The organism is Hymenobacter qilianensis (assembly GCF_014489555.1).
GTDB lineage: Bacteria > Bacteroidota > Bacteroidia > Cytophagales > Hymenobacteraceae > Hymenobacter > Hymenobacter qilianensis.
Genome location: NZ_CP060784.1, coordinates 4149484 through 4170333 on the forward strand (window position 1 = coordinate 4149484; position 20850 = coordinate 4170333).

A 20850-nucleotide genomic window follows, 5' to 3' on the forward strand; every position below is an offset into this window, starting at 1 on the left:
CATACTATGGCGCCCCAAGCAAGTATTCTGACCTTCAACACCCAATAACCCCAACCCCCAATAACCGCATGGCACGAGTGGAAATGGTGATGCCCAAAATGGGCGAAAGCATTATGGAAGGCACCGTCCTGAAATGGCTCAAACAAGTAGGCGACGCAATTGAGCAGGACGAATCAGTACTGGAAGTAGCTACTGATAAGGTAGATACCGAGGTACCGGCCATTCATGCCGGCGTTTTGCAGGAAATACTGGTACAGGAAGGCGAAGTAGTGGCCGTGGGCGCCCCCATCGCCATCGTTGAAACCGATGTAAACAGCGCCAGCGCTTCGGCCCCGGCCGCGGCTCCCGCTGCGCCACAGGCAGCTTCTGCGGCCGAAGCCACCAATGGGCAGGACACTGCCGCGCAGGTACCGCACGTACCCCAGCCCCAGGAAGCGCAGGCAAGCCAATCGGCAGCCCAGCCCCAGCAAGGCCGCTTCTATTCGCCCTTGGTATTGAGCATTGCCCGGCAGGAAGGCATTTCGATGGCTGATCTTGAATATCTGCCCGGCACTGGCAAGGAAAACCGCGTGACCAAGAAGGATATTCTGGACTACGTGGAGGGCGGCAAGAAGTCGTTGAGCCAGACGACCGGGGCAGCAGCTCCTGCGCCTGCCCAAAATGCCCCCCAGGCCGCCTCAGCGCCCGCCACTCAAGCTGTGCAAACTCAGCCTGCGGCTTCGGCCCCAGCGGCGCCTGCCGAGGCAGCAAAGCCCGCCAGCAGCGCGCCGGCCAGCAAGCCCGCCCCATCGGTGAGCGGCAACCAGGAGCTGATCGAGATGGACCGCATGCGCAAGATGATTGCCCAGCGCATGGTGGACAGCAAGCGAATTGCCCCCCACGTTACGTCCTTCGTAGAAGCCGACGTGACGGAGCTAGTGAACTGGCGCAACAAGCACAAGGACGCCTACAAGAAGCGGGAGGGCGAAAACCTTACATTCACGCCTATCCTGATTCAGGCCATTGCCCGCGCTATTCAGGACTTCCCCAACATCAACGTGTCGGTGGATGGCGACTACATTATCAAGAAGCGCGACATCAACATCGGCCTGGCCGTGGCGCTGCCTTCCGGCAACCTCATTGTGCCAGTCATTCACAATGCCGACCAGCTCAACCTGAACGGGCTGAGCAAAAAGGTCAATGACCTGGCTAACCGGGCCCGCATCAACAAGCTGACGCCAGGCGACCTGGAAGGCGGCACCTATACCGTATCCAACGTCGGATCTTTCGGCAACGTGATGGGCACGCCCATTATCATGCAGCCGCAGGTGGCCATCATGGCACTGGGCGCTATCAAAAAGAAGCCGGCCGTGATTGAAACGCCCCAAGGCGATTTGATCGGTATCCGTCACTTCATGTTCCTGTCCCACTCCTACGACCACCGCGTGGTTGATGGCTCGCTGGGCGGAATGTTCGTGCGCAAAGTGGCAGACTATCTGGAGCAATTTGACCCGAATACGGTTATCTAACTTAGCGCTCAATAGCTGGCATAGCGGCGCGGCTGCACTTGAATAAGCCCGTCTACTGGACGGGCTTTTCTTTTTCATAATCAGACTACTATGAAGAATATTTCTTTTCTTATTGCGCTCGTGATTTCCTTGGGGCTTATCATCTTTCTGTACCTACAGCTGACCTCAGCGCAAGAGGCGCTGCGCCGAGCAGAGCAGCGATACGCTGACTGTGAGAAGGTGACATTTCAGTTGCAAAATCAACTAACGGCTAAGCAGCGAGCAGACGAAGCTAAATAAACTGCCTACCAGTCCAGACACAAAAAAAGCCCCCCAATCAAGTGACTGGGGGGCTTTTTTATGGACAGATTTTACGACTTGATTCCGAGGAGCATCAGCATAAACGCCTGCTGCCGGGCCACGTCGCGGATGGACTTGAAGCGGCCGGAAGCACCGCCGTGGCCCGCGGCCATATCGGTATGCAGGAGCAGCAGGTTGTTATCGGTTTTCATAGTGCGGAGCTTGGCAACCCACTTGGCAGGCTCGAAATACTGTACCTGCGAATCGTGCAAGCCGGTAGTAACGAGCATATTGGGGTACGGCTGCTTCTTCACGTTGTCGTAGGGCGAGTACGAGAGCATATAGTCGTAGTACTCCTTCTTGTTGGGGTTGCCCCACTCGTCGTACTCGCCGGTAGTCAGCGGAATGCTTTCATCCAGCATCGTGGTCACCACGTCAACGAACGGTACGCCCGCCAACACGCCTTTGTAAAGCTGAGGGCTCATGTTTACGACGGCGCCCATCAGCAGGCCGCCGGCGCTGCCGCCCTGGGCAAACAGCTTGGCGGGCGAGGTAAACTTCTGCTGAATCAGAAACTCAGAGCAGTCGATGAAGTCGGTGAAGGTGTTTTTCTTCTTCAGCAGTTTGCCATCCTCGTACCACTGCCGACCCATTTCCTGTCCGCCCCGGATATGGCAGAGCGCGTAGGCAAAGCCCCGATTCAGCAAGCTCAGACGAGCAGCACTGAAGGTAGCGTTGGAGATAATGCCGTAGGAGCCATACGCGTACTGTAGCACCGGCGCATTGCCGTCTTTCTTAAAACCCTTCTTATAGACAATGGAAATCGGAATCTTGGTGCCGTCTTTGGCCGTGGCGTACACGCGCTCCGTCACGTAATCTTCCTTGTTAAAGCCCCCCAGCACGGCCTGCTCCTTGAGCAAAGTCTTCTGGCGAGTGTTCATGTTGTAGTCGTACGTGGAGTTGGGCGTGGTGAGCGAGGTGTAGGAATAGCGTAGCACCGGCGTGTCAAACTCGGGGTTCACGCTGATGCTGGCCGAGTACGTGGGCTCGCCGAAGTTGAGGTAGTGCTCCTCGCCTTTCCAGGGGCGCACGCGCAGACCCAGCAGACCTTCCTTGCGCTCACCCAGCACCAGGAAGTTCTTGAACAGCTCCATGTTCTCCAAAAACACGTCTTTGCGGTGCGGGATAATCTCCTTCCAAGCGGTTTTGGCGGTGTTGCTCACAGGCGTTTCGAGCAGCCGATAGTTGGGCGCGCCCGCATTCGAGCGGATATAGAATTTGTCCCCCAGGTGGTCCACGTCGTACAGATGATCCCTCTCACGAGCCAAAAATACCTTGGGTGCGGCCGTGGGGTTGCTGGCGTCGATGTAGCGCAGCTCCGAAGACATGGTGCTGCCCATGCCGATAAAGATGTATTTCTTCGACTTTGTGCGGCCTACGCCCAGGTTGAAGGTGTTGTCCTTTTCTTCGTACACCAGCACGTCCTGCTTGGGGTCGGTGCCCAACGTGTGCCGGTACACCTGATACGGCAGCAGCGTGGTGGGGTCTTTTTTAGCGTAGAAAAGCGTTTTGTTGTCGGTGGCCCACACGGCGTTGCCACTAGTATTCACGATTTTCTCGGGGTACAGCTTGCCCGTTTTCAGATCCTTGAAGCGCAAGGTGTACAGGCGGCGGCTCACCGTGTCGGCGCCGTAAGCCATGACCAGGTTGTTGTCACTAACCTCGTAGCCACCAATCTGAAAGTAGCTTTTGTCTTTACCTAACTCGTTGGCATTGAGCAGGATTTCTTCCGGCGCCTTCATATCGCCTTTTTTGCGGCAGTAAATCGGGTACTCGCTGCCCGCCTCGTAGCGGGTGTAGTAATAATAGCCGTTGTCGCGGTAGGGCACCGATTCGTCCTGCTCTTTTATGCGCCCTTTAATCTCGTTGAAGAGCTTGTCTTCCAGCTCCTTGGCGGGCGCCATCTGCTTGTCGAAATAAGCGTTTTCGGCGTTGAGGTAGCTGATTACTTCGGGGTTTTCGCGCTCATTCAGCCAGTAATAGTTATCGGTGCGGGTACCGAAGGGCGAAGTGAGCTGCTTGGCCTTGATGGGCGCGAGAGGCGGAGTGGTCATGGAGTAGGTAGTAGGCTGGGTCTGGGCCTGCGCCACGCCGAGCGTCAGGGCAAAGGCGCCAGCCAGCCAGCGTAAGGAATGATTCATAGAGTGTTAGGCTGAGTTGGAGTTTAGAACAAGCTAAAGATACTGAAATCAATCAGCCTTGCTTGTAGTGCCAGCTATTTCCCTCCGGAAACTTTTATGCGCAAAAAAGCCCCCCAAGTTCACTCTGGGGGGCTTTTTTCATAAAAACATGTTTCTACAGCGCGGCCAAGCTTTGCTCCAGCGCCGTGATTTTGCCTTCTGCGTCGGCTTGCTTTTGGCGCTCCCGCTCCAGCACGTCGGGCTTGGCATTTTGCACGAATTTCTCGTTGCTGAGCTTCTTCATCACCGATTCCAGGAAGCCGCGGGCATACTCGATTTCCTTGGTCAGGCGCTCGCGCTCGGCCCCTAAATCAATGTGGCCTTCCAGAGGAATGAAGAACTCACCTGTACCCAGCACGAAGCTCACAGAGCCCGTTGGGGCAGCATCCACGAAGCTGATGTCGGTGAGCGCTGCCAGCTTGCGAATTACGCCGTCATAGTCGCGCAGCAATGCCGTTTCATCCGTTTTCGCCGCCAGCGTCAGGGGCTTGTTAGGGCCGATGCCTTTCTGATTGCGCACGTTGCGGACGCCGGCTACTACCTCCAGCACTTTATCCATGCGGCTGAGGATGTCGGCAGCATTCGACATTGGCTGTGGCTTGGGCCAAGCGGCCACGCACACGTACTCTTTCTCACCGCGCTCGGCCAGCTCATGCCAAATTTCTTCGGTAATGAAGGGCATGAACGGGTGCATAAGTTTGAGCAAGGTTTCGAGGTAAGCCGTGGTCTGGCGCAGCGTCGCCGGGTCGATGGGCGCCTGGTAAGCCGGCTTGATCATTTCCAGATACACCGAGCAGAAATCGTCCCACACGAGTTTGTACACCGTCATGAGCGCATCCGACATGCGGAACTTGGCGAAATGCTCATCCAGCTCCGTCTGCGCGCTTTGCAGCTTAGCCGCGAACCACTCAACGGCCTTTTCATTGGCAAACGGCAGCTCCTGATTGACTTCCCAGCCCTGAGTCAGGCGGAAGGCATTCCAGAGCTTGTTGGTGAAGTTGCGGCCCTGCTCCACGAGGCGAATATCGAAGAGTAAGTCATTGCCAGCCGGCGACGAGAACAGCATACCCGTTCGCACGCCATCGGCGCCGTACTGGGCAATCAGGTCCAGCGGATCGGGCGAGTTGCCGAGCTGCTTGCTCATCTTGCGGCCCTGGTCGTCGCGCACGATGCCGGTGAGGTACACGTTACGGAACGGCACCTCTTTGCGATACTCCAGACCAGCCATAATCATGCGGGCCACCCAGAAGAACAGGATTTCGGGGGCCGTTACAAGGTCGTCGGTGGGATAGAAATAGTTGATGTCGGGGTTGTCAGGATCCTTGAATCCATCGAACACCGAAATCGGCCACAGCCACGACGAGAACCACGTATCCAGCACATCCTCATCCTGACGTAAATCACTGATTGTCAAAGCAGCGTTAGCACTCTTCTCACGTGCTGCTTCAAGAGCTTCTTCCGCAGAAAGAGCAACTACAAAGGAGCCATCAGGCAGGTAATATGCCGGGATGCGCTGCCCCCACCACAGCTGCCGCGAGATGCACCAGTCGCGCACGTTCTCCATCCACACCCGGTACATGTTCTTGAACTTGGGCGGGTGCAGCTTTATTTCATCGTTCTCAACTACGGCCAGCGCCTTCTCGGCCATCTGGTCCATTTTGCAGAACCACTGCATGCTCAGGCGCGGCTCAATCACGGCCCCGGTGCGCTCCGACGTTTGCAGCACGCTGGCGTACTCCTCGATTTTGTCGAGCAAGCCGGCAGCCTGCAAGTCCTTGGCTATCTGCTTGCGGGCGGCAAAGCGGTCCTGGCCCACATAAAGCACAGCCTTTTCATTCAGCGAGCCGTCATCGTTGAGAATGTCAATTACGGGCAGATTGTGCTTTACGCCCAGCTCATAGTCGTTCAAATCGTGGGCTGGCGTTACTTTCAGTGCGCCCGTGCCGAAATCGATGGCTACATAGTCATCCAGAATAATCGGAACGGCGCGGCCCAACAACGGAATGCTTACTTGCTGGCCGTGCAGGTGCTTGTAGCGCTCATCGTTCGGGTTTACGGCCACGGCTACGTCGGCCATAATGGTCTCGGGCCGCGAGGTAGCTACGGTCAAAAACTGGCCCTCCTGCCCTACTACCGGGTAGCGCAGATGGTACATTTTGGCCTGAGTGTCCTTGGCAATTACTTCCTCATCGGAAATGGCGGTCCGGCCCTGCGGGTCCCAGTTTACCATGCGAATGCCGCGGTAAATCTGGCCTTTCTGGTACAAGTCCACGAATACGCGCAATACGGCGTCGGTCAGCTCCGGCTCCATGGTGAAGCGGGTGCGGTCCCAGTCGCAGGAAGCGCCGAGCTTCTTGAGCTGCTCCAGGATGATGCCGCCGTACTTTTCCTTCCATTCCCAGGCGTGGGCCAGAAACTCCTCGCGGGTCAGTTCGCGCTTATCAATGCCTTTTTCCTTGAGCAGCGCTACTACTTTAGCTTCGGTGGCAATGGAAGCGTGGTCGGTGCCGGGCACCCAGCAGGCCTCTTTGCCCTGCATGCGAGCCCGGCGCACCAGCACATCCTGAATGGTATTGTTGAGCATGTGGCCCATGTGCAGCACGCCCGTCACGTTGGGCGGCGGAATTACTACAGAGTAGGCAGGCTTGCGCGGGTTGGGCTTGGCTTTGAAGAAGCCCTGCTCCTGCCAACGTGTGTACCATTTGGCTTCTACGTCGGCGGGAGTATAGGTTTTGGCGATGGACATGGGCGCTGGGGGGCAAATTCAGTTCTAAACAAAGACAAAAGTAGGCATTTCAACCGGGCAAATGCCCCCCAGAGCATCAGTTTGGCTAAACCGAAAAGGAATGTCAATTCTTATCTTCTGATCCTACCTTTGATGCCGAAAATGACTTGACCGATCTGCCAGGATAAGCCGAGTTTGTTTTTTGCTTTATTTTTAGTGCTTCGTTCACCGTTTTTCTATCGGCATGGCCGCTTTATTCTCTTTCCGAAAAGCACCAAAAGCTGCCCTCAGTACGCCTGAGCCGGTAATTTTGCCCCCCACTGCCTCCGTCCGTATCGGGATGGGGCAGCTGCTGGTAGAAGGCGGCGAGCCGGCACGCAACCTGGAGCGCGCCGCCCGCATGATCGGTGAGGCGGCACAACAAGGCTGCGAGTTGGTTTTATTGCCCGAAACGCTGGACTTTGCCTGGACGCATCCCAGTGCCCTGACCGAGGCTCAGCCCATTCCAGGACCTTTCAGCGACTTGCTTTGCCAACAGGCAATCAAGTATAAGATTTATGTGTGCGCGGGCCTGACCGAGCGTCTGAATGGTCGCAACTACAACGCCGCTATTCTGATAAATCCGGAAGGCGAAATTATAGTTAAATATCACAAGATCAACTTGCTGTCCGTAGAATTACCGTTCTATGCAGTAGGCCAGACCCTGAACGTGGTGGACACGCCTCTGGGTAAAATCGGGGTTAATATCTGCGCCGACAACTACCTAGATGGCTTGCCCATCGGCCATACGCTGGCTCGCATGGGCGCCGAGTTTATTATCTCCCCTTCCTCCTGGACCGTCGATTATTCGCTGACGGAAGAAGATGATCCGTACCGCGAAAAGTGGGTAAATCCCTTTTCCATTCTGGCGCGGCTGTACAATGTGGTGGTGGTGGGCACCACATCAGTGGGCTATATTGTGGGAGGGCCGTATGAAGGCAAAAAAAGCGTGGGCTGCTCGTTAGCGGTCGATGCGAGCGGCGTACGCGCCCAGGGTACTTTTAATGAGTTTGCGGGTGATTTGGTAGTGGCCGATTTGCCGCGCCCTGTTCGTCCGGAGCAGGGAACGGCCATTGGCGAAATGCTCCAACGCAAAGGCTATCAGTTTGATAAGTTGCTTTAAAATAACGCCTATCTCTTTATTCACGTTATAAATCTTACTAAGCAAAGCTTCAAATTTCATAGTCGTTCACTTTTCCTTTGCCGCTTGTCCGCTCCTCTTCCCCCTTCTTCCAGCGCTCCCATCACCTCAACTGAGCCAACTGCTGCCACTGTGCCCGCTTTTCAGCTGAAAGCGCCCGCCCAGCGCTGCACCCGGTGTATTATGGATAGTACCGTGCCTGGTATTGCGTTTGATAACCGCGGCGAGTGCAGCTTCTGCGCCCTGCACGATAAGCTGGACCACGCCTTTCCGCTGGGCGAAGCCGGCCGCCTGCAAGTGCAAAAGCTGGCTGATGACATCAAGCGCACCGGCAAAGGCAAGAAGTACGACTGCGTGCTGGGCGTAAGCGGCGGCCGCGACAGTTCCTTTACGCTCTGGTATTGCGTCACGAAGCTGAAGCTGCGCCCGCTGGCGGTGCATTTCAATGATGGCTTCGGCAACCCCGTGGCAGGCGAAAACATGGTGAAGGCTTGCCGCAAGCTGGGCGTGGAACTGCGCACCATCACCTCCGACTGGCGCGAGTCCAAGGACCTCAAAATTGCTTTTCTCAAAGCTTCCACTCCCGATATGGAGGAAGGCACTGACCTAGGCATCGCTACGGCGCTCTACGGCGTGGCCGCCAAAGAAGGCATTCAGCGCGTGGTGATTGGGCAGAGCTTTCGGACGGAAGGAATTTGCCCCCTGTCGTGGAACTATCTGGATGGCCGCTACCTGAAGGCCGTGCACAAGCGCTTCGGTACAGTGCCGCTGCGGCCCTGGTCGCCGGCTGATCCGGGCTTTAATCTGGATCTGAAGGAGATGTTCTACTATGCCTTCGTGCGCCGCATCAAGACCGTGACCTTGCTGTATCATGTGGACTATGTGCGCGCCGACGTAGACGAGCTGATTGCCCGTGAGCTGGACTGGGTGAATCCGGGCGCGCACTACTTCGACGACCTGTACCAGAGCGTTATCTATTACCTCAACCGCACCAAGTTCAACATCGACCGGCGGCTTTTCAACTACTCAGCCTTGATCCGCTCGGGCCAGATGACGCGCGAAGAAGCGCTGGAGCGCACCTCCCGTATAAATTCCATCGAAGACCCGCGCGTGATTGACCTCTGCATCAAGCGCCTGGGCCTCACTCGCGCGGAGTTCGACCAGATTGTAGCCGCGCCGCCCAAAACATTCCGCGACTACCCCAACAACTATTCGCTTATTCGGCGTCTGCGCTGGCCCATTAAAGTGCTCAGTCAGCTGAATCTGATTCCGGAGTCGGCGTATGACAAGTATTTCAACTGCGGATCCTAAACCCTTGATTTAGAAAATAAACCAACCAAAAAAGCCCCCAGAATGTTTCTGGGGGCTTTTTTAAGCTGAATCTTAAATATCAAGCCCGTTCTAAGCAGTAAGATGAAGCCACTCCTTCTTTTTGAGCAGCTCATCCTGAGTTTCGCGCAGATCGGGGTCGTCCACACAGCAGTCTACGGGGCACACGGCGGCGCACTGAGGCTCTTCGTGGAAGCCCACGCACTCGGTGCACTTATCAGACACGATGTAGTAGTATTCGTCTGAAACCGGGGTTTGGGGTGCCGTGGCTGATACTACGGCTCCACCATCCACTTCCACTTGCTTCAAAGAAGTGCCATCGGCCCAGCGCCACTGAGCACCACCTTCATAAATCGCGTTGTTGGGGCATTCAGGTTCGCAGGCACCACAGTTGATGCACTCGTCGGTTATCATTATGGCCATAGCCGCAGTCGTCTTGGTTTGGGTACTAGTTATGGAACATTTACGCTTACGCAAAGATGCCCCTCAAAAGTTTGTTAGGACCAGCAAAAGTAGAAACTAACCTTGTTTTAATTTTGAATGTTCAGCTTTGAGGGTTGATTAATAAAAAAATGCCCCCAAGCCTTACTCCGCAGTGGTAGTATACCGCCAAAGTAGTAGTAGTAGTACCACTCCTCCTCTTCTCGTATCAGAACACTGAAAAATGAATCATACCGAACGTTTAGCCTCTTTCATTGCCCTTGGCCAGCGCCTCCGCCACCTGACCGAGGATGAAAAAGCCGACCTCTTTAGTCGGGCCCGCAACAATAATTCGTGGTTCGATGCGCCCAACGTAGCCTCGGCCCTAGACGGAATTGCGCGTTTGCTGGAAGAAGACAGCTTCCGGACCTGGGCAAATCGCTACCCCGCCGAGCCTCCTACGCCGCGCGCCGTGGGCGTTGTAATGGCAGGCAATATTCCGCTGGTGGGCTTTCATGATTTGCTGTGCGTGGTGCTCAGCGGGCACAATCTGTTGGCAAAACCCAGCTCCGATGACAAGTTTCTGATGCATTGGATTGTGGATGAGCTGACGCGGATTGAGCCGCGTATGGCTGAGCGCATCACCTTCGTGGAGCGCCTGAATGCCGCCGACGCGTTCATTGCCACCGGCTCCGACAACACGGGCCGCTACTTTGAGTATTATTTCCGCCATAAGCCCAACCTCATTCGCCGCAACCGCACCAGCCTGGGCATTCTGACCGGCCAGGAAACCCCGGAGGAGCTGGCTGCATTGGGTGCCGACATCTTTCAGTACTACGGCTTGGGCTGCCGCAACGTATCCAAGCTATTGGTGCCGAAGGACTACCGCTTTGATAAGCTGCTCGATAATCTTCAGCCCTGGGAGCGCGTGCTGGAGCAGAATCGCTATCAGAACAACTACGACTACAACAAAAGCATTCTGCTGGTAAACCGCGTGCCCCACTTAGACAACGGCTTTGTGCTGCTCACGGAAAGCGCCCAGCTCGTGTCGCCGATTTCGGTAGTGCACTACGGCACCTACCGCGACGAGGCCGACCTTCAGCAGCAACTAGCGCAAGTAGCCGAGCAGACGCAGTGCCTGGTGTCGGCTGGGGGCTTTTTCCGGGCAGTTTCGCCTTTGGCCAGGCCCAGTGCCCCAGCGTGAGCGACTACGCCGATGGCGTGGATACGATGGCTTTTTTAACGGCTTTGACGTAAATAAAACAGATGCATAGGCCCTGGGGCGCTTACTTGAGCTGAATCGTTTTGCCGTCTTACGGTGCTGTTTCTGCTGGTTTACGAGCACGTTGAACACCTAACCGCTTTGTGCCATGAACGCTGACTTTACCGATGTTGTGACAATCGAAAAAGAAACGATTTCCGGCCAAATCTTCCCCCACGAGGATGTGCTTCCTGATACGGAAGCTCAGCGCAAGCGCCGCCGTGATGCTGAGCGCGCTGCCACCTTAGGTAATGGGTACCAAGGCAAGCTGGATATCTATTTTCAAACTGCTGACGGCGTCACCAAGCGGGTACAAACCACCGTGTGGGCTGCCCACGAAGAATACATCACGCTAAAAGCAGGAGCTACCATTCCGCTGCGAGCCATCCTGCACTTCGATTTTTACTAACCAAAAAAGCCCCCCAGAGATGCTCCGGGGGGCTTTTTTGGTTAATAGTTATCAGCAACGATCCAGCGTTTTGGCAATCAAATCGCTCATGGTTTGCTCGGCGTTGGTGGCAAATTCGCCGGTAGCACGGTTCGCCACAATCGCATTCAGCGACACGATTTCGTGGCCCAGCATGCGACCCAACGCGTAATAGCCGGCAGTTTCCATCTCGAAGTTTGTCAGGCGAAATTCGCCTTCGGCGCTTTCGTACCGGAAGTTCTGGAACTGCTTAATCAGGTCGGGCTGACGCAGATCGAGGCGGAGGACGCGGCCCTGCGGACCATAAAAGCCAGGGCAGGTGAGCGTGTTGCCAGTCAGCATGCCGGCCCCAATCTGCTCCCGAATAAGATCGTGGCCACGCACGCAGTACGGCCGATAATCAAGCTGCAAGGCCTTTTGTATGCCCGCGCCGACTTCCACCTCCAGGCCGGTTTCTACCAGCGGATAAAACTGCATCAGGGCATCGAGGCCCACGCCGTGCTCGGTCACGAGGTGCGCGCCCAATGGAATATCAGGCTGCAATGCGCCGCTGGTGCCTACCCGAATAATACGCAGCGTGATGCGCTCTTCCAGAGGCCGCGGCTCGCGGGTTACGAAGTCAATATTTACCAGCGCATCCAGTTCATTAAGCACGATATCAATGTTATCGGTGCCGATACCGGTAGAAATTACCGCTATCCGCTTGCCCTTGTAATAGCCCACATGAGTCACAAACTCGCGCTTGTTTACCTGCGTTTCAATGGAGTCGAAGTGCTGACTTACCAGTGCCACCCGGTCAGGGTCGCCAACGGTGATAATAGTTTCGGAAATATGATCGGGCAGCAGGTTGAGGTGATACACGCTGCCGTCGCGATTCAGGATGAGTTCGGAGTCGAGAATAGGCATAGGAAGAGGAATTTGAAAGTGACGCGGAAGCGGCAAATTAGTGATATACTGTTACGCAGCGGCCCAGGCATAGTTTGCGGGCTCGTCCTCTTCCGGTTGAGATACAACTGATTCCGGACTTCACTCGTTGGAATTAAGATACATCCACCAACGCCCCATCCCATGAGCAACACCCAAATTCAGGGAAAAGACTTTTATAATAGCGTACTGCAGTTCTATGATCAGGCCGCGCAGTTTTCCAAACTCGATCCGGGCATTCTTTCCCAGATTAAGGCCTGCAACAGCATTTACAAGGTTAATTTCCCGGTTGAGGTCGATGGGCATGTACAGGTTTTTGAGGGAATACGGGTGCAGCACAGCCACCACAAGCTGCCCAGCAAAGGCGGTATTCGCTACAGTGTGTATGTAGATGAGGAGGAAGTGATGGCTTTGGCCACGCTTATGACCTTTAAATGCGCCCTCGTCGATGTTCCCTTTGGTGGGGCGAAGGGGGCGTCAAAATCAACCCGCGTACCAGCTCCGTGGAAACGCTGGAGCGCGTAACGCGCCGCTATGCCAGCGAACTGATCAAGAAAAATCTCATCGGGCCGGGCATGGACGTGCCTGCCCCGACTACGGCACCGGCAGCCGCGAAATGGCCTGGATTGCCGACACGTATCTGGCGTTCAAATTCGGCGACACCAACGCGCTGGGCTGCGTAACCGGCAAGCCCGTAGGCCAGGGCGGTATCCGCGGCCGGACGGAAGCCACTGGGCTGGGCGTTTTCTTCGGCTTGCGCGAGCTATTGGCCGACGGGGAGCTTCTCAAGAAACTCGGGATGACCAGTGGTATGGCCGGCAAACGCATCATAGTGCAAGGCCTGGGCAATGTAGGCTACCACGCGGCTCACTTCTGCGAGCTGGAAGGCGCCATCATCACAGGAATTGCCGAGCGTGAGGGGGGCATTTTTAACGCCGATGGCCTCGATGTAGCCGCCGTGTTCAAGCACCGCACCGAGAGCGGCTCCATCCTGAATTACCCTGGCGCACAGAACGTAGCCGAAGCCAGCCAACTGCTGGAGTATGAGTGTGATGTATTGTTGCCCGCTGCCTTAGAAAACCAGATTCACGCGGGTAATGCCGCTCGTATCAAAGCCCGGATAATTGCTGAAGGAGCCAATGGCCCTACCACGAAGGATGCTGAAAAGATTCTGATAGAGCGCGGTGTTGTCATCCTGCCCGACCTATACCTGAATGCGGGGGGCGTTACGGTTTCCTACTTCGAGTGGCTGAAGAATCTCTCGAACGTACGCTTTGGCCGCATGGGCAAACGGGCGGAAGAAGCCTCCCTGCGTCGCTTGGTATCCACCATCGAACAAACCACCGGCAAGAGCATCAGTGCCCAGGAAAGGGAGTTGATCATTCAGGGCGCCGACGAAACCAGCCTCGTGCGCTCTGGCCTGGAAGACACCATGATTGTGGCTTACCATGAGATCAGAGAGGTAATGCACCAAATAAAAGGCATTGAAGATTTGCGCACGGCCGCCTTCTACAGCGCCATTGAGAAAGTGGGTGTCAGCTACCAGTCGTTGGGTATTTTCCCATAACCTGCGCACCTTTTTCTAGACAGCCATTAAAAAGCCCCCAGAACTGTTCTGGGGGCTTTTTTTGATAAAAACAAACGCAGGAGTTACAACGTGGGAGCCCGATAAGATAGCAGGCCTTGCTCCGGGCGGTAGTTGTTGCTCAGCTTAAAATAAGTGCCCGTTCCGTCGTAGGCCCGCTTATCGGGGTGGGCCTGGCAGGTGGTTGAACACGCACCCTCGAGTTCCTGGCCACAGTTTTCGCAGAGCGCTAAGTGAGCGTTGCAGTGCGGATTGGCGCAGTTGACGAGTCTGTCGGAAGGGGCCTGGCAGTGGTGGCAGTAGGAAATAATGGTAGGATTAACGCTGTTCACATCGACGGCCACGCGGTTATCGAAAACGTAGCATTTGCCCTCGAAATCTTCGCCACCTTCTTCAATACCATACTTGATAATGCCCCCGTGCAGCTGGTACACGTTCTCGAAACCCTGCTCCAATAAGTAGGCGCTAGCTTTTTCGCACTTCACGCCGCCCGTGCAGTAGGTCAGGATTTTCTTGTCCTTAAACTCCTTTAGTCGCTCTACCCGCTCAGGGAAGTCGCGGAAGTTTTCCATGTCCAGGGTAACGGCGTTCTTAAAACGACCCACATTGTACTCGTAGTCGGAGCGCACATCGACTACTACCACATCGTCGCGGTCTTTAAGCGCCTTAAACTCCTGGGGCGAGAGGTGTTGGCCGGTGCGCTCGTGAGGCCGCACATGACGGAGGCTGCTGTGCACAATTTCAGGCTTCACGCGTACGTGCAGCTTCTGAAAGGTATGCGCAGGAGCTTCGTCAACCTTAAACTCCAAGGCCGCAAAGCGAGGATCAGCTTTTACTATCTGCATATACTCCTCGCAGTCGGCCGCCAATCCTGACACCGTGCCATTGAGGCCTTCAGACGCCACAATGATGCGACCCAACAGCTTCAAACGCAGACACAGCCGATGATGCTCCTCACGAAACGCCTCCGGATTCTCAATCGGTGAATAGCAGTAGTAAAGCAGAACGCGGTAATCCATGTTAGTAATTAAGAATTAGTAATTAAGAATTAAGAATGACGAATTAATGCTGCGTTTCCGGCAGGGAGTTTCTCCCATTATTAATTCGTCATTCTTAATTACTAATTAAACCTTAGCGGCCGGGTTGCCAAACACCGTTTGGTTGGCCGCAACATCAGCCACTACCACCGAGCCGGCGCCAACGCGGGCTTTGGCCCCGATCTTAACGCCCCCAACGATGATAGCGCCAGGTCCGATGAATGCCTGCTCGGCCAGCACGGCACCCGCATTGACGATGGCGCCCGCGCCCACCTGCACAAAGTCGCCCAGCTCTACCTGCACGTCAATTACGGCGTTGGCCCCAATGAGGCAGCTGTTGCCCATTTTGCTGTTGCTCGATACGACGGCCCCGGCCCCGATGAGGTTGCCATGACCCAGCCACGCCTGCTCCGAAACGCTGGCGCGGGCATGAATAGCATTCACGGGCACTACTTCGTACTCATCGCGGAGCATATTGGTGAGGCTGCGGCGGCTGGCCGTATCCTCGGTGGCCACAAACACCTCGCACTTTTTGCCCAGAAGCTTAAGCAGCTCGCGGTCGTCTGTGTTGCCCATCACGGGCACGTTGTTTAGCTCGGTATTCTGCAGCTTAGCATCGTCGTCGAGCAGACAATACACAACCACGTCGTTGCTTTGAAAGGCATCTAGTGCCGTTGCGCCCAGACTTTGAGCGCCCAAAATGATAACTGGATTTTCCATGCGAAGCGAAAATGCCCCCAGGGGCGATTTTTTCTAAACCACAAAGATACACCCTGCCGCGAGTGGGGCCAAGTATTGCGCAATAGTCAGCAGGCGGGCTTGCTATCGGGCAGCTGGCGGCAGCTCGGTTCTAAATCGGGGAAGCCAGCGGGCCGCATAGTCATTTTGAAGCAGCAGAAACACTAGATACGGCAGCAAAACCGCCCGGTAGCGGTTCAGGGTTCCCAGGTTAGGCGTACTCAGCCCCAACAAGGCAGCCAAGGCCAGGCAGTACAGCACCAAAACAACCACCAATGCGAACGGCAGATAACCGGGTCGGCGCCGGGCCAGCGCCACCAAAGCTACACCAATCAGCAGCAGTAAAGCCAGGTTTTCGAGGCCGGCAACGATGTATAGCAGCTGCTTGTCTTCCCCGAGCCAGGGGCGAGTAATGGTGCTTACAATGGCCTTGGGCGTATGGCTCAGGATGCTTTCTACTGTCGGCTTCAGGTTATCGTACTCAATATGCGGGCGAGTGCGCGATGCTCTAACCAGCTGATTATAGTTGTGGCTGAGCTGGTTCGTGAATTTATTCAGGCGAAGAACCGGAATTACCTCAGCGGCCACCCGCATCCCTCCTGCCAGCACTACCAGGATAATGGCCAGCTGCACCAGCCAGTGCCGGGCGCGGCCAAAAAACTGTTGCAGCGTATGCACTACTACAAGACTAGCCAACCCACCCAATAGCAAACCAGCAAAGAAAAAGCGCATCTTGAAGTGCAACCAAGCCAGCAGCAAAGCACCCGCTATTCCTACTGGTCGAACGGGCTGACCGCCATACAGCCACCCTACAACCAAAGCGGTAAGCCAGGCTCCGCTCCCCACCAGCAAACTCTCTTTCGTAATGCCCGACGACCAATACACAACCGACGGCCACGCCAGCCATGCCACCGCTGCCGCACCTGCCGGCACCCGCGGCAACGCTATTTCTACAGCCCGCACCAGCTGCCAGCTGCCGATAAAGCTAAACAGACTCAGGTAAGCCCCATTCAGCAGCGTATTCCCCAACGACCCTAGATTCAATACTGACAGGAGCTTGATGATGAAGAAGGTGTTTGAAAAGCCGTGAAATATCAGTTTCTCTCCGTAGCCATGAAATTCCTCTCCCAGCAAAGTCTGTAGCCAAGCGCCGGGGTTATCCCACAGCTGGGCGTTGAGCAGCTTACCCCAGAACTGAAAATATGCAGCGTCGCTGGTGAGCGCGAGGCAGGCAGCAGCGCCAGCCAAGAGCCTCAGCACCAAGGCAGGCAGCAGCACCTTACCCAACGCAGAAGCACGCGCCTGCCGCCGCAGCCAGTAGGCCAGCGCTACTACCAAAAGTATATTCAACCCTATAGCGACAATAATTTTCACCTAGGGGGCAAATTATGCTGCAGAATCCGGCTGCCAACCGCGCACTTTAGGCAGCGGCGGGGCTGGCAATAGCCGTGGTGCATAGCCAGCAGCCCTTGCGAATCGGCGGCGGTGCGGTGCTCAAAGTGCAGAGCCTCATAAGGAGCCGTCAGATGATTATGCTCAGCGGGCAACTGCTCCAGCAAGGCCACGGCTTGCTCCACCAGCTCAGGCTGACCTACGTGGCGAGCGTAGGCTACCCGCAGAGGCACCACCACATTGATTATCAATAAATGAATGCTGCTCCGGCCCAGAGCAGCGACTTTGCTGGGGCTGCCTGGCCGGTAATGGGCTTGCCAATAGGGAGATACCGCCACCCGAAAAAACTGCTCCAACGCTGCCACGCTACCGGCCGTGAGCAGCGCATCGAACAGGGCCGGCCGGGCATGAAGCAAAGCCGCAAGCTGAGCGATACGTACCGTCGGAAAGTTGGCGGGCCGCAGGCGCAGGAAGTTCCAGGCATGGGCAGGCAAGGCCAGCGCACCTAGCTCATATTTATGACGCAGAAACTCATATTCCCGGCACAGACCGGCCAGGTAAGCATCACTGGGGGCAAATCGGGGGCAGTGGGCAAGAGGCCGGCCTGCCCAAAAAGCAACGCCTCCGTCTGGAGCGAATCGTGGCGGTGGCGCCGCAGAACGCTCAGCGGCACGGCTTTAGCCAAACGAGCCAGCGGCTCACTATTTTTCTTAAACCCGAAAGCGGTGGCCAGCGCATGATAAGTCGTGGCCTCCCAGTCGCCGCCTAAGTGTTTATTCTGAGCTTCTATCAAATCAGCTTTTTGCTCCATTCTTTCCAGTAATGCCCGCCCGAGCATCATGGTGCGCGTAATGCCCGGCACCAATGGCAAAAACGGCGCACACGGCACCGATACGGCATCCAAATTGCCCCCCAGCGCGGCATAAGTGGTCAGCAGTGCGGGTGTTAATCGCGGCGCCAAGGTCAGGGAAGAAATAACGGAGCCATTGGTGCGCTGCACGGGCTGGTCGGCGGCATACACCACGTGCAATACTACCTGGTCGTATTTGGGGTCTGTCTGGTGCTGATGACGCTGCCAGTCGGAAGCGCGCAAATGGATTTCAACGGCACCATTCCACTCTACTTCGCCAATCTGAAGACGAGCATTCAGGAAGTCAGGTCCGGCATCCGTATTGTGGTGGCCGGGGCGCAAAACAATCAGCTTTTCGCCCTGGTCCGTCAACAAATCTGCTTTATCAAAATACTGGTGCTGCCAGACATAGTGAAGTAGCTCTTCTTTCATAAGTGATAAGGTGTTCCAATATAAGTAAGTAGCCGTGCTGGTGAGAATAAAGGCAATTGTCAACTCCTTTTTCGGCCAAAGGCCGCATACAAAAACCAAGCACTTATTTGCGTTTATCCACCAAAAAAACGGCCCGCCTCCACCAGAAGTGAAAGCGGGCCGAAATTCATTAGCGAAGGATTAACGCAGGTCAATCACCTTTACGCCCTTGTACTTCGCTTTATCAAAGTTGAAGGTAGTAGCATCAACCGGTGGATTAGGCTGGAACTTGCGGATGGTTACGGTTGTGCGGCTGCCGTTCTTTTTAAACATCTTCCAGCTTTTCAACGACTTATCAGCCTTACTCACTGATAAGCGCACCTTAAAAACCTGATTATTCTTGTCTTCGGGCGCCAATTCGATGATGTCGACGGCCTCACCAGCTTCTTTGGCTTCCTGCACATAAGAGTACTTGTAGCCTTTTTTATAGAGCGTATAAATCTGGGCCGGCGAAATCTCGCCCTCTTCAGGCTCATAATCAGAGATATTCACCTCATTCTCGTCCTTCATGTAAGTCCACATGGTCTGGCCGTTGTTGATGATCTCCTGACCGCTCAACTTCAGCCGAAACTTTTGGCCACTCACCGTAATATCGCCGGTCATATTCTCTTTTACCTTAGCCGCGTCGTTTTCGAGGGTTTGGGTAAAAGTGGCTTTAAACGCTTTCATTGCCTGGTACTTGGCACTCATCTGGTCGAGAATCTTACCAGCTTTGGGGTCCTGCTGCGCGGGTGCGGCTGCAACCAGTGTAACCGATAACGTCAGCAGAGCGAGGAATTTTTTCATTTGTGGGGAGAGAAATTGCTGTTGCAAAGTGGTGGCTCAGAACCAGAAACTTTATTTGTAGCTATAAGAACAGAGGTAACAGTTCTTCGTTTTTATGCTATAGTTTCCAGCCTTAAGCACTTATTTCTAGGTTTTGTTCAGGTTATTCAATAATTGCTCCAAACTGTACTCATCCGGAATTAATACCTCTCGCGCTTTGCTGCCCTCAAAAGGTCCTACGACGCCGGCGTGTTCGAGTTGGTCAATCAAACGTCCGGCTCGGTTATAACCCAGCTTCAAACGGCGTTGGAGCAACGAGGTACTACCCTGCTGATGTGTCACAATTACGCGGGCGGCTTCCTCAAACATGCTGTCGCGGGAGGCAGGATCAAAGTCCTCGCTGTTACCGCCCGTATCACCTTCGGCACCGGCCACTTCCGGCAACAAATAAGCCTCTGGATAGCCTTGTTGCTCGCCCACGAAGTCGCAAAGACGATCTACTTCGGGCGTATCAATGAAGGCACACTGCACCCGAATCAGGTCGGAGCCGGCCGAAAACAGCATGTCCCCTTGTCCTACCAACTGATCCGCGCCACCCGTATCCAGGATAGTGCGGGAGTCAATCTTGGAGGTCACTTTGAAGGAAATGCGGCAGGGAAAGTTGGCCTTGATGATACCCGTAATCACGTTCACGGAAGGGCGTTGAGTAGCCACAATCAGGTGAATACCAATAGCGCGCGCCAATTGAGCCAAACGGGCAATCGGCGTTTCTACTTCCTTTCCCGCCGTCATCATAAGATCGGCCAGTTCATCAATAACCAGCACAATGAACGGCATGAAGCGGTGGCCTTTTTTGGGGCTGAGACGGCGCTCCACAAACTTGCGGTTGTACTCCTTCAGATTGCGGCAGCCAGCATCCTTCAGTAGGTCGTAGCGCCGATCCATCTCCATACACAAGGAGTTGAGCGTGTTCACCACCTTTTTGGTGTCGGTGATGATGGCTTCCTCAGTGTCGGGCAGCTTAGCTAGGAAATGACGCTCGATTTTGTTGAAGATGCTCAATTCCACCTTTTTAGGGTCAACGAGCACAAACTTCAACTGCGAAGGATGCCGCTTATAAAGTAGTGAAGCCAGAATCACGTTCAAGCCCACTGACTTACCCTGACCTGTGGCACCGGCCATGAGCAAATGGGGCATTTTGGCCAGATCGGCCACAAATACTTCATTGGTAATAGTTCGGCCGAAGGCAATGGGCAGGTCCATTTCGCTGGTGCGAAACTTCTCGTGGCTTAGCACCGACCGGATGCTCACCATTTCCTTCTTGGTATTCGGCACCTCAATACCGATGGTTCCTTTACCCGGAATAGGCGCGATGATACGAATACCTAACGCGGCCAGACTCAGCGCAATATCATCCTCCAGACTTTTGATCTTGGAGATACGCACGCCCGCATCAGGCACAATCTCATACAGTGTCACCGTCGGGCCGATGGTAGCTTTGATGCTCGCGATGTTGATGCCATAATGGCCTAAGGTTTCAACGATGCGGTCTTTGTTGTCCTCCAGTTCCTCCTTGCTTACCTGGGCTTTGGCGGCACCATAGTCGTTGAGCAATTCCAAGGTTGGATATTGATAGCGCGAAAGGTCGAGCGTGGGGTCGTAGTTCTCTGTGCCTTCGGCAAAGAAGTCGTCGTCATCGGCCACTGTGATGGCCATGGG

Annotated in this window: 16 protein-coding genes and 2 pseudogenes; 7 read left to right on the forward strand and 11 right to left on the reverse strand. The window is 55.1% G+C overall.

Annotation, left to right across the window (positions count from 1 at the left end):
- Positions 1–68: 68 nt before the first annotated feature.
- Together H9L05_RS18755 and H9L05_RS18760 are read left to right on the forward strand one after the other, a co-directional pair.
- Positions 69–1508, forward strand: coding sequence for a dihydrolipoamide acetyltransferase family protein (locus H9L05_RS18755; RefSeq protein ID WP_187732202.1), 1440 nt, complete (start codon positions 69–71; stop codon positions 1506–1508).
- A 90-nt stretch (positions 1509–1598) separates the two neighbouring features.
- A complete protein-coding gene (locus tag H9L05_RS18760; RefSeq protein WP_187732203.1) occupies positions 1599–1787 on the forward strand; it encodes a hypothetical protein in 189 nt (62 codons plus the stop codon).
- Positions 1788–1858: 71 nt separating this feature from the next.
- Here H9L05_RS18760 and H9L05_RS18765 read toward each other — a convergent pair whose 3' ends face one another.
- Together H9L05_RS18765 and H9L05_RS18770 are read right to left on the reverse strand one after the other, a co-directional pair.
- Positions 1859–3988, reverse strand: a complete 2130-nt coding sequence (locus H9L05_RS18765; protein WP_373285348.1) for a S9 family peptidase — start codon at positions 3986–3988, stop codon at positions 1859–1861.
- A 154-nt stretch (positions 3989–4142) separates the two neighbouring features.
- Positions 4143–6773, reverse strand: coding sequence for a valine--tRNA ligase (locus H9L05_RS18770; RefSeq protein ID WP_187732204.1), 2631 nt, complete (start codon positions 6771–6773; stop codon positions 4143–4145).
- A 223-nt stretch (positions 6774–6996) separates the two neighbouring features.
- Here H9L05_RS18770 and H9L05_RS18775 point away from each other — a divergent pair, with 223 nt between their 5' ends.
- Positions 6997–7914 carry a carbon-nitrogen hydrolase family protein gene (locus H9L05_RS18775; protein WP_187732205.1) on the forward strand — a complete coding sequence of 306 codons (918 nt, stop codon included), beginning with the start codon at positions 6997–6999 and terminating at the stop codon, positions 7912–7914.
- A gap of 84 nt (positions 7915–7998) precedes the next feature.
- Complete coding sequence (locus H9L05_RS18780; protein WP_187732206.1) at positions 7999–9243, forward strand: N-acetyl sugar amidotransferase; 1245 nt, start codon at positions 7999–8001, stop codon at positions 9241–9243.
- A gap of 90 nt (positions 9244–9333) precedes the next feature.
- Here the strand turns inward: H9L05_RS18780 and H9L05_RS18785 are convergent, their stop codons facing one another.
- Positions 9334–9684, reverse strand: coding sequence for a 4Fe-4S dicluster domain-containing protein (locus H9L05_RS18785; protein WP_187732207.1), 351 nt, complete (start codon positions 9682–9684; stop codon positions 9334–9336).
- Positions 9685–9925: 241 nt separating this feature from the next.
- Here H9L05_RS18785 and H9L05_RS18790 point away from each other — a divergent pair, with 241 nt between their 5' ends.
- Together H9L05_RS18790 and H9L05_RS18795 are read left to right on the forward strand one after the other, a co-directional pair.
- Positions 9926–10885, forward strand: a complete 960-nt coding sequence (locus H9L05_RS18790; RefSeq protein ID WP_317175019.1) for an acyl-CoA reductase — start codon at positions 9926–9928, stop codon at positions 10883–10885.
- A gap of 166 nt (positions 10886–11051) precedes the next feature.
- Entirely contained in the window at positions 11052–11351 is a 300-nt protein-coding gene (locus H9L05_RS18795) for a hypothetical protein (RefSeq protein ID WP_187732208.1), read from the forward strand.
- A gap of 51 nt (positions 11352–11402) precedes the next feature.
- On the opposite strand, the gene H9L05_RS18800 is transcribed toward H9L05_RS18795, so the two are convergent.
- Complete coding sequence (locus H9L05_RS18800; RefSeq protein WP_187732209.1) at positions 11403–12275, reverse strand: nucleoside phosphorylase; 873 nt, start codon at positions 12273–12275, stop codon at positions 11403–11405.
- Positions 12276–12437: 162 nt separating this feature from the next.
- Between H9L05_RS18800 and H9L05_RS18805 the strand changes: the two are divergent.
- Positions 12438–13860: pseudogene (locus H9L05_RS18805) on the forward strand (Glu/Leu/Phe/Val family dehydrogenase).
- 83 nt (positions 13861–13943) lie between these two features.
- Here H9L05_RS18805 and trhO read toward each other — a convergent pair.
- The 7 genes and pseudogenes from trhO to H9L05_RS18840 all read right to left on the reverse strand — a co-directional run.
- Entirely contained in the window at positions 13944–14897 is a 954-nt protein-coding gene (gene trhO, locus H9L05_RS18810; RefSeq protein WP_187732210.1) for an oxygen-dependent tRNA uridine(34) hydroxylase TrhO, read from the reverse strand.
- A gap of 105 nt (positions 14898–15002) precedes the next feature.
- Positions 15003–15635 carry a NeuD/PglB/VioB family sugar acetyltransferase gene (locus tag H9L05_RS18815; protein ID WP_187732211.1) on the reverse strand — a complete coding sequence of 211 codons (633 nt, stop codon included), beginning with the start codon at positions 15633–15635 and terminating at the stop codon, positions 15003–15005.
- 102 nt (positions 15636–15737) lie between these two features.
- Entirely contained in the window at positions 15738–17027 is a 1290-nt protein-coding gene (locus tag H9L05_RS18820; protein WP_187732212.1) for a hypothetical protein, read from the reverse strand.
- Complete coding sequence (locus H9L05_RS25305; RefSeq protein WP_187734340.1) at positions 17024–17602, reverse strand: DUF2851 family protein; 579 nt, start codon at positions 17600–17602, stop codon at positions 17024–17026. The genes H9L05_RS18820 and H9L05_RS25305 overlap by 4 nt, the downstream gene beginning before the upstream one ends.
- Positions 17551–18327 (reverse strand): DUF2851 family protein, encoded by a 777-nt coding sequence (locus tag H9L05_RS25310; protein WP_187732213.1) that lies wholly within the window; start codon positions 18325–18327, stop codon positions 17551–17553. The genes H9L05_RS25305 and H9L05_RS25310 overlap by 52 nt, the downstream gene beginning before the upstream one ends.
- Before the next feature lie 180 nt (positions 18328–18507).
- Positions 18508–19152 carry a LolA family protein gene (locus H9L05_RS18835; RefSeq protein WP_187732214.1) on the reverse strand — a complete coding sequence of 215 codons (645 nt, stop codon included), beginning with the start codon at positions 19150–19152 and terminating at the stop codon, positions 18508–18510.
- Positions 19153–19278: 126 nt separating this feature from the next.
- Positions 19279–20802, reverse strand: a pseudogene (locus H9L05_RS18840) (DNA translocase FtsK); the annotation flags it as partial.
- Between the last annotated feature and the right edge of the window lie 48 nt (positions 20803–20850).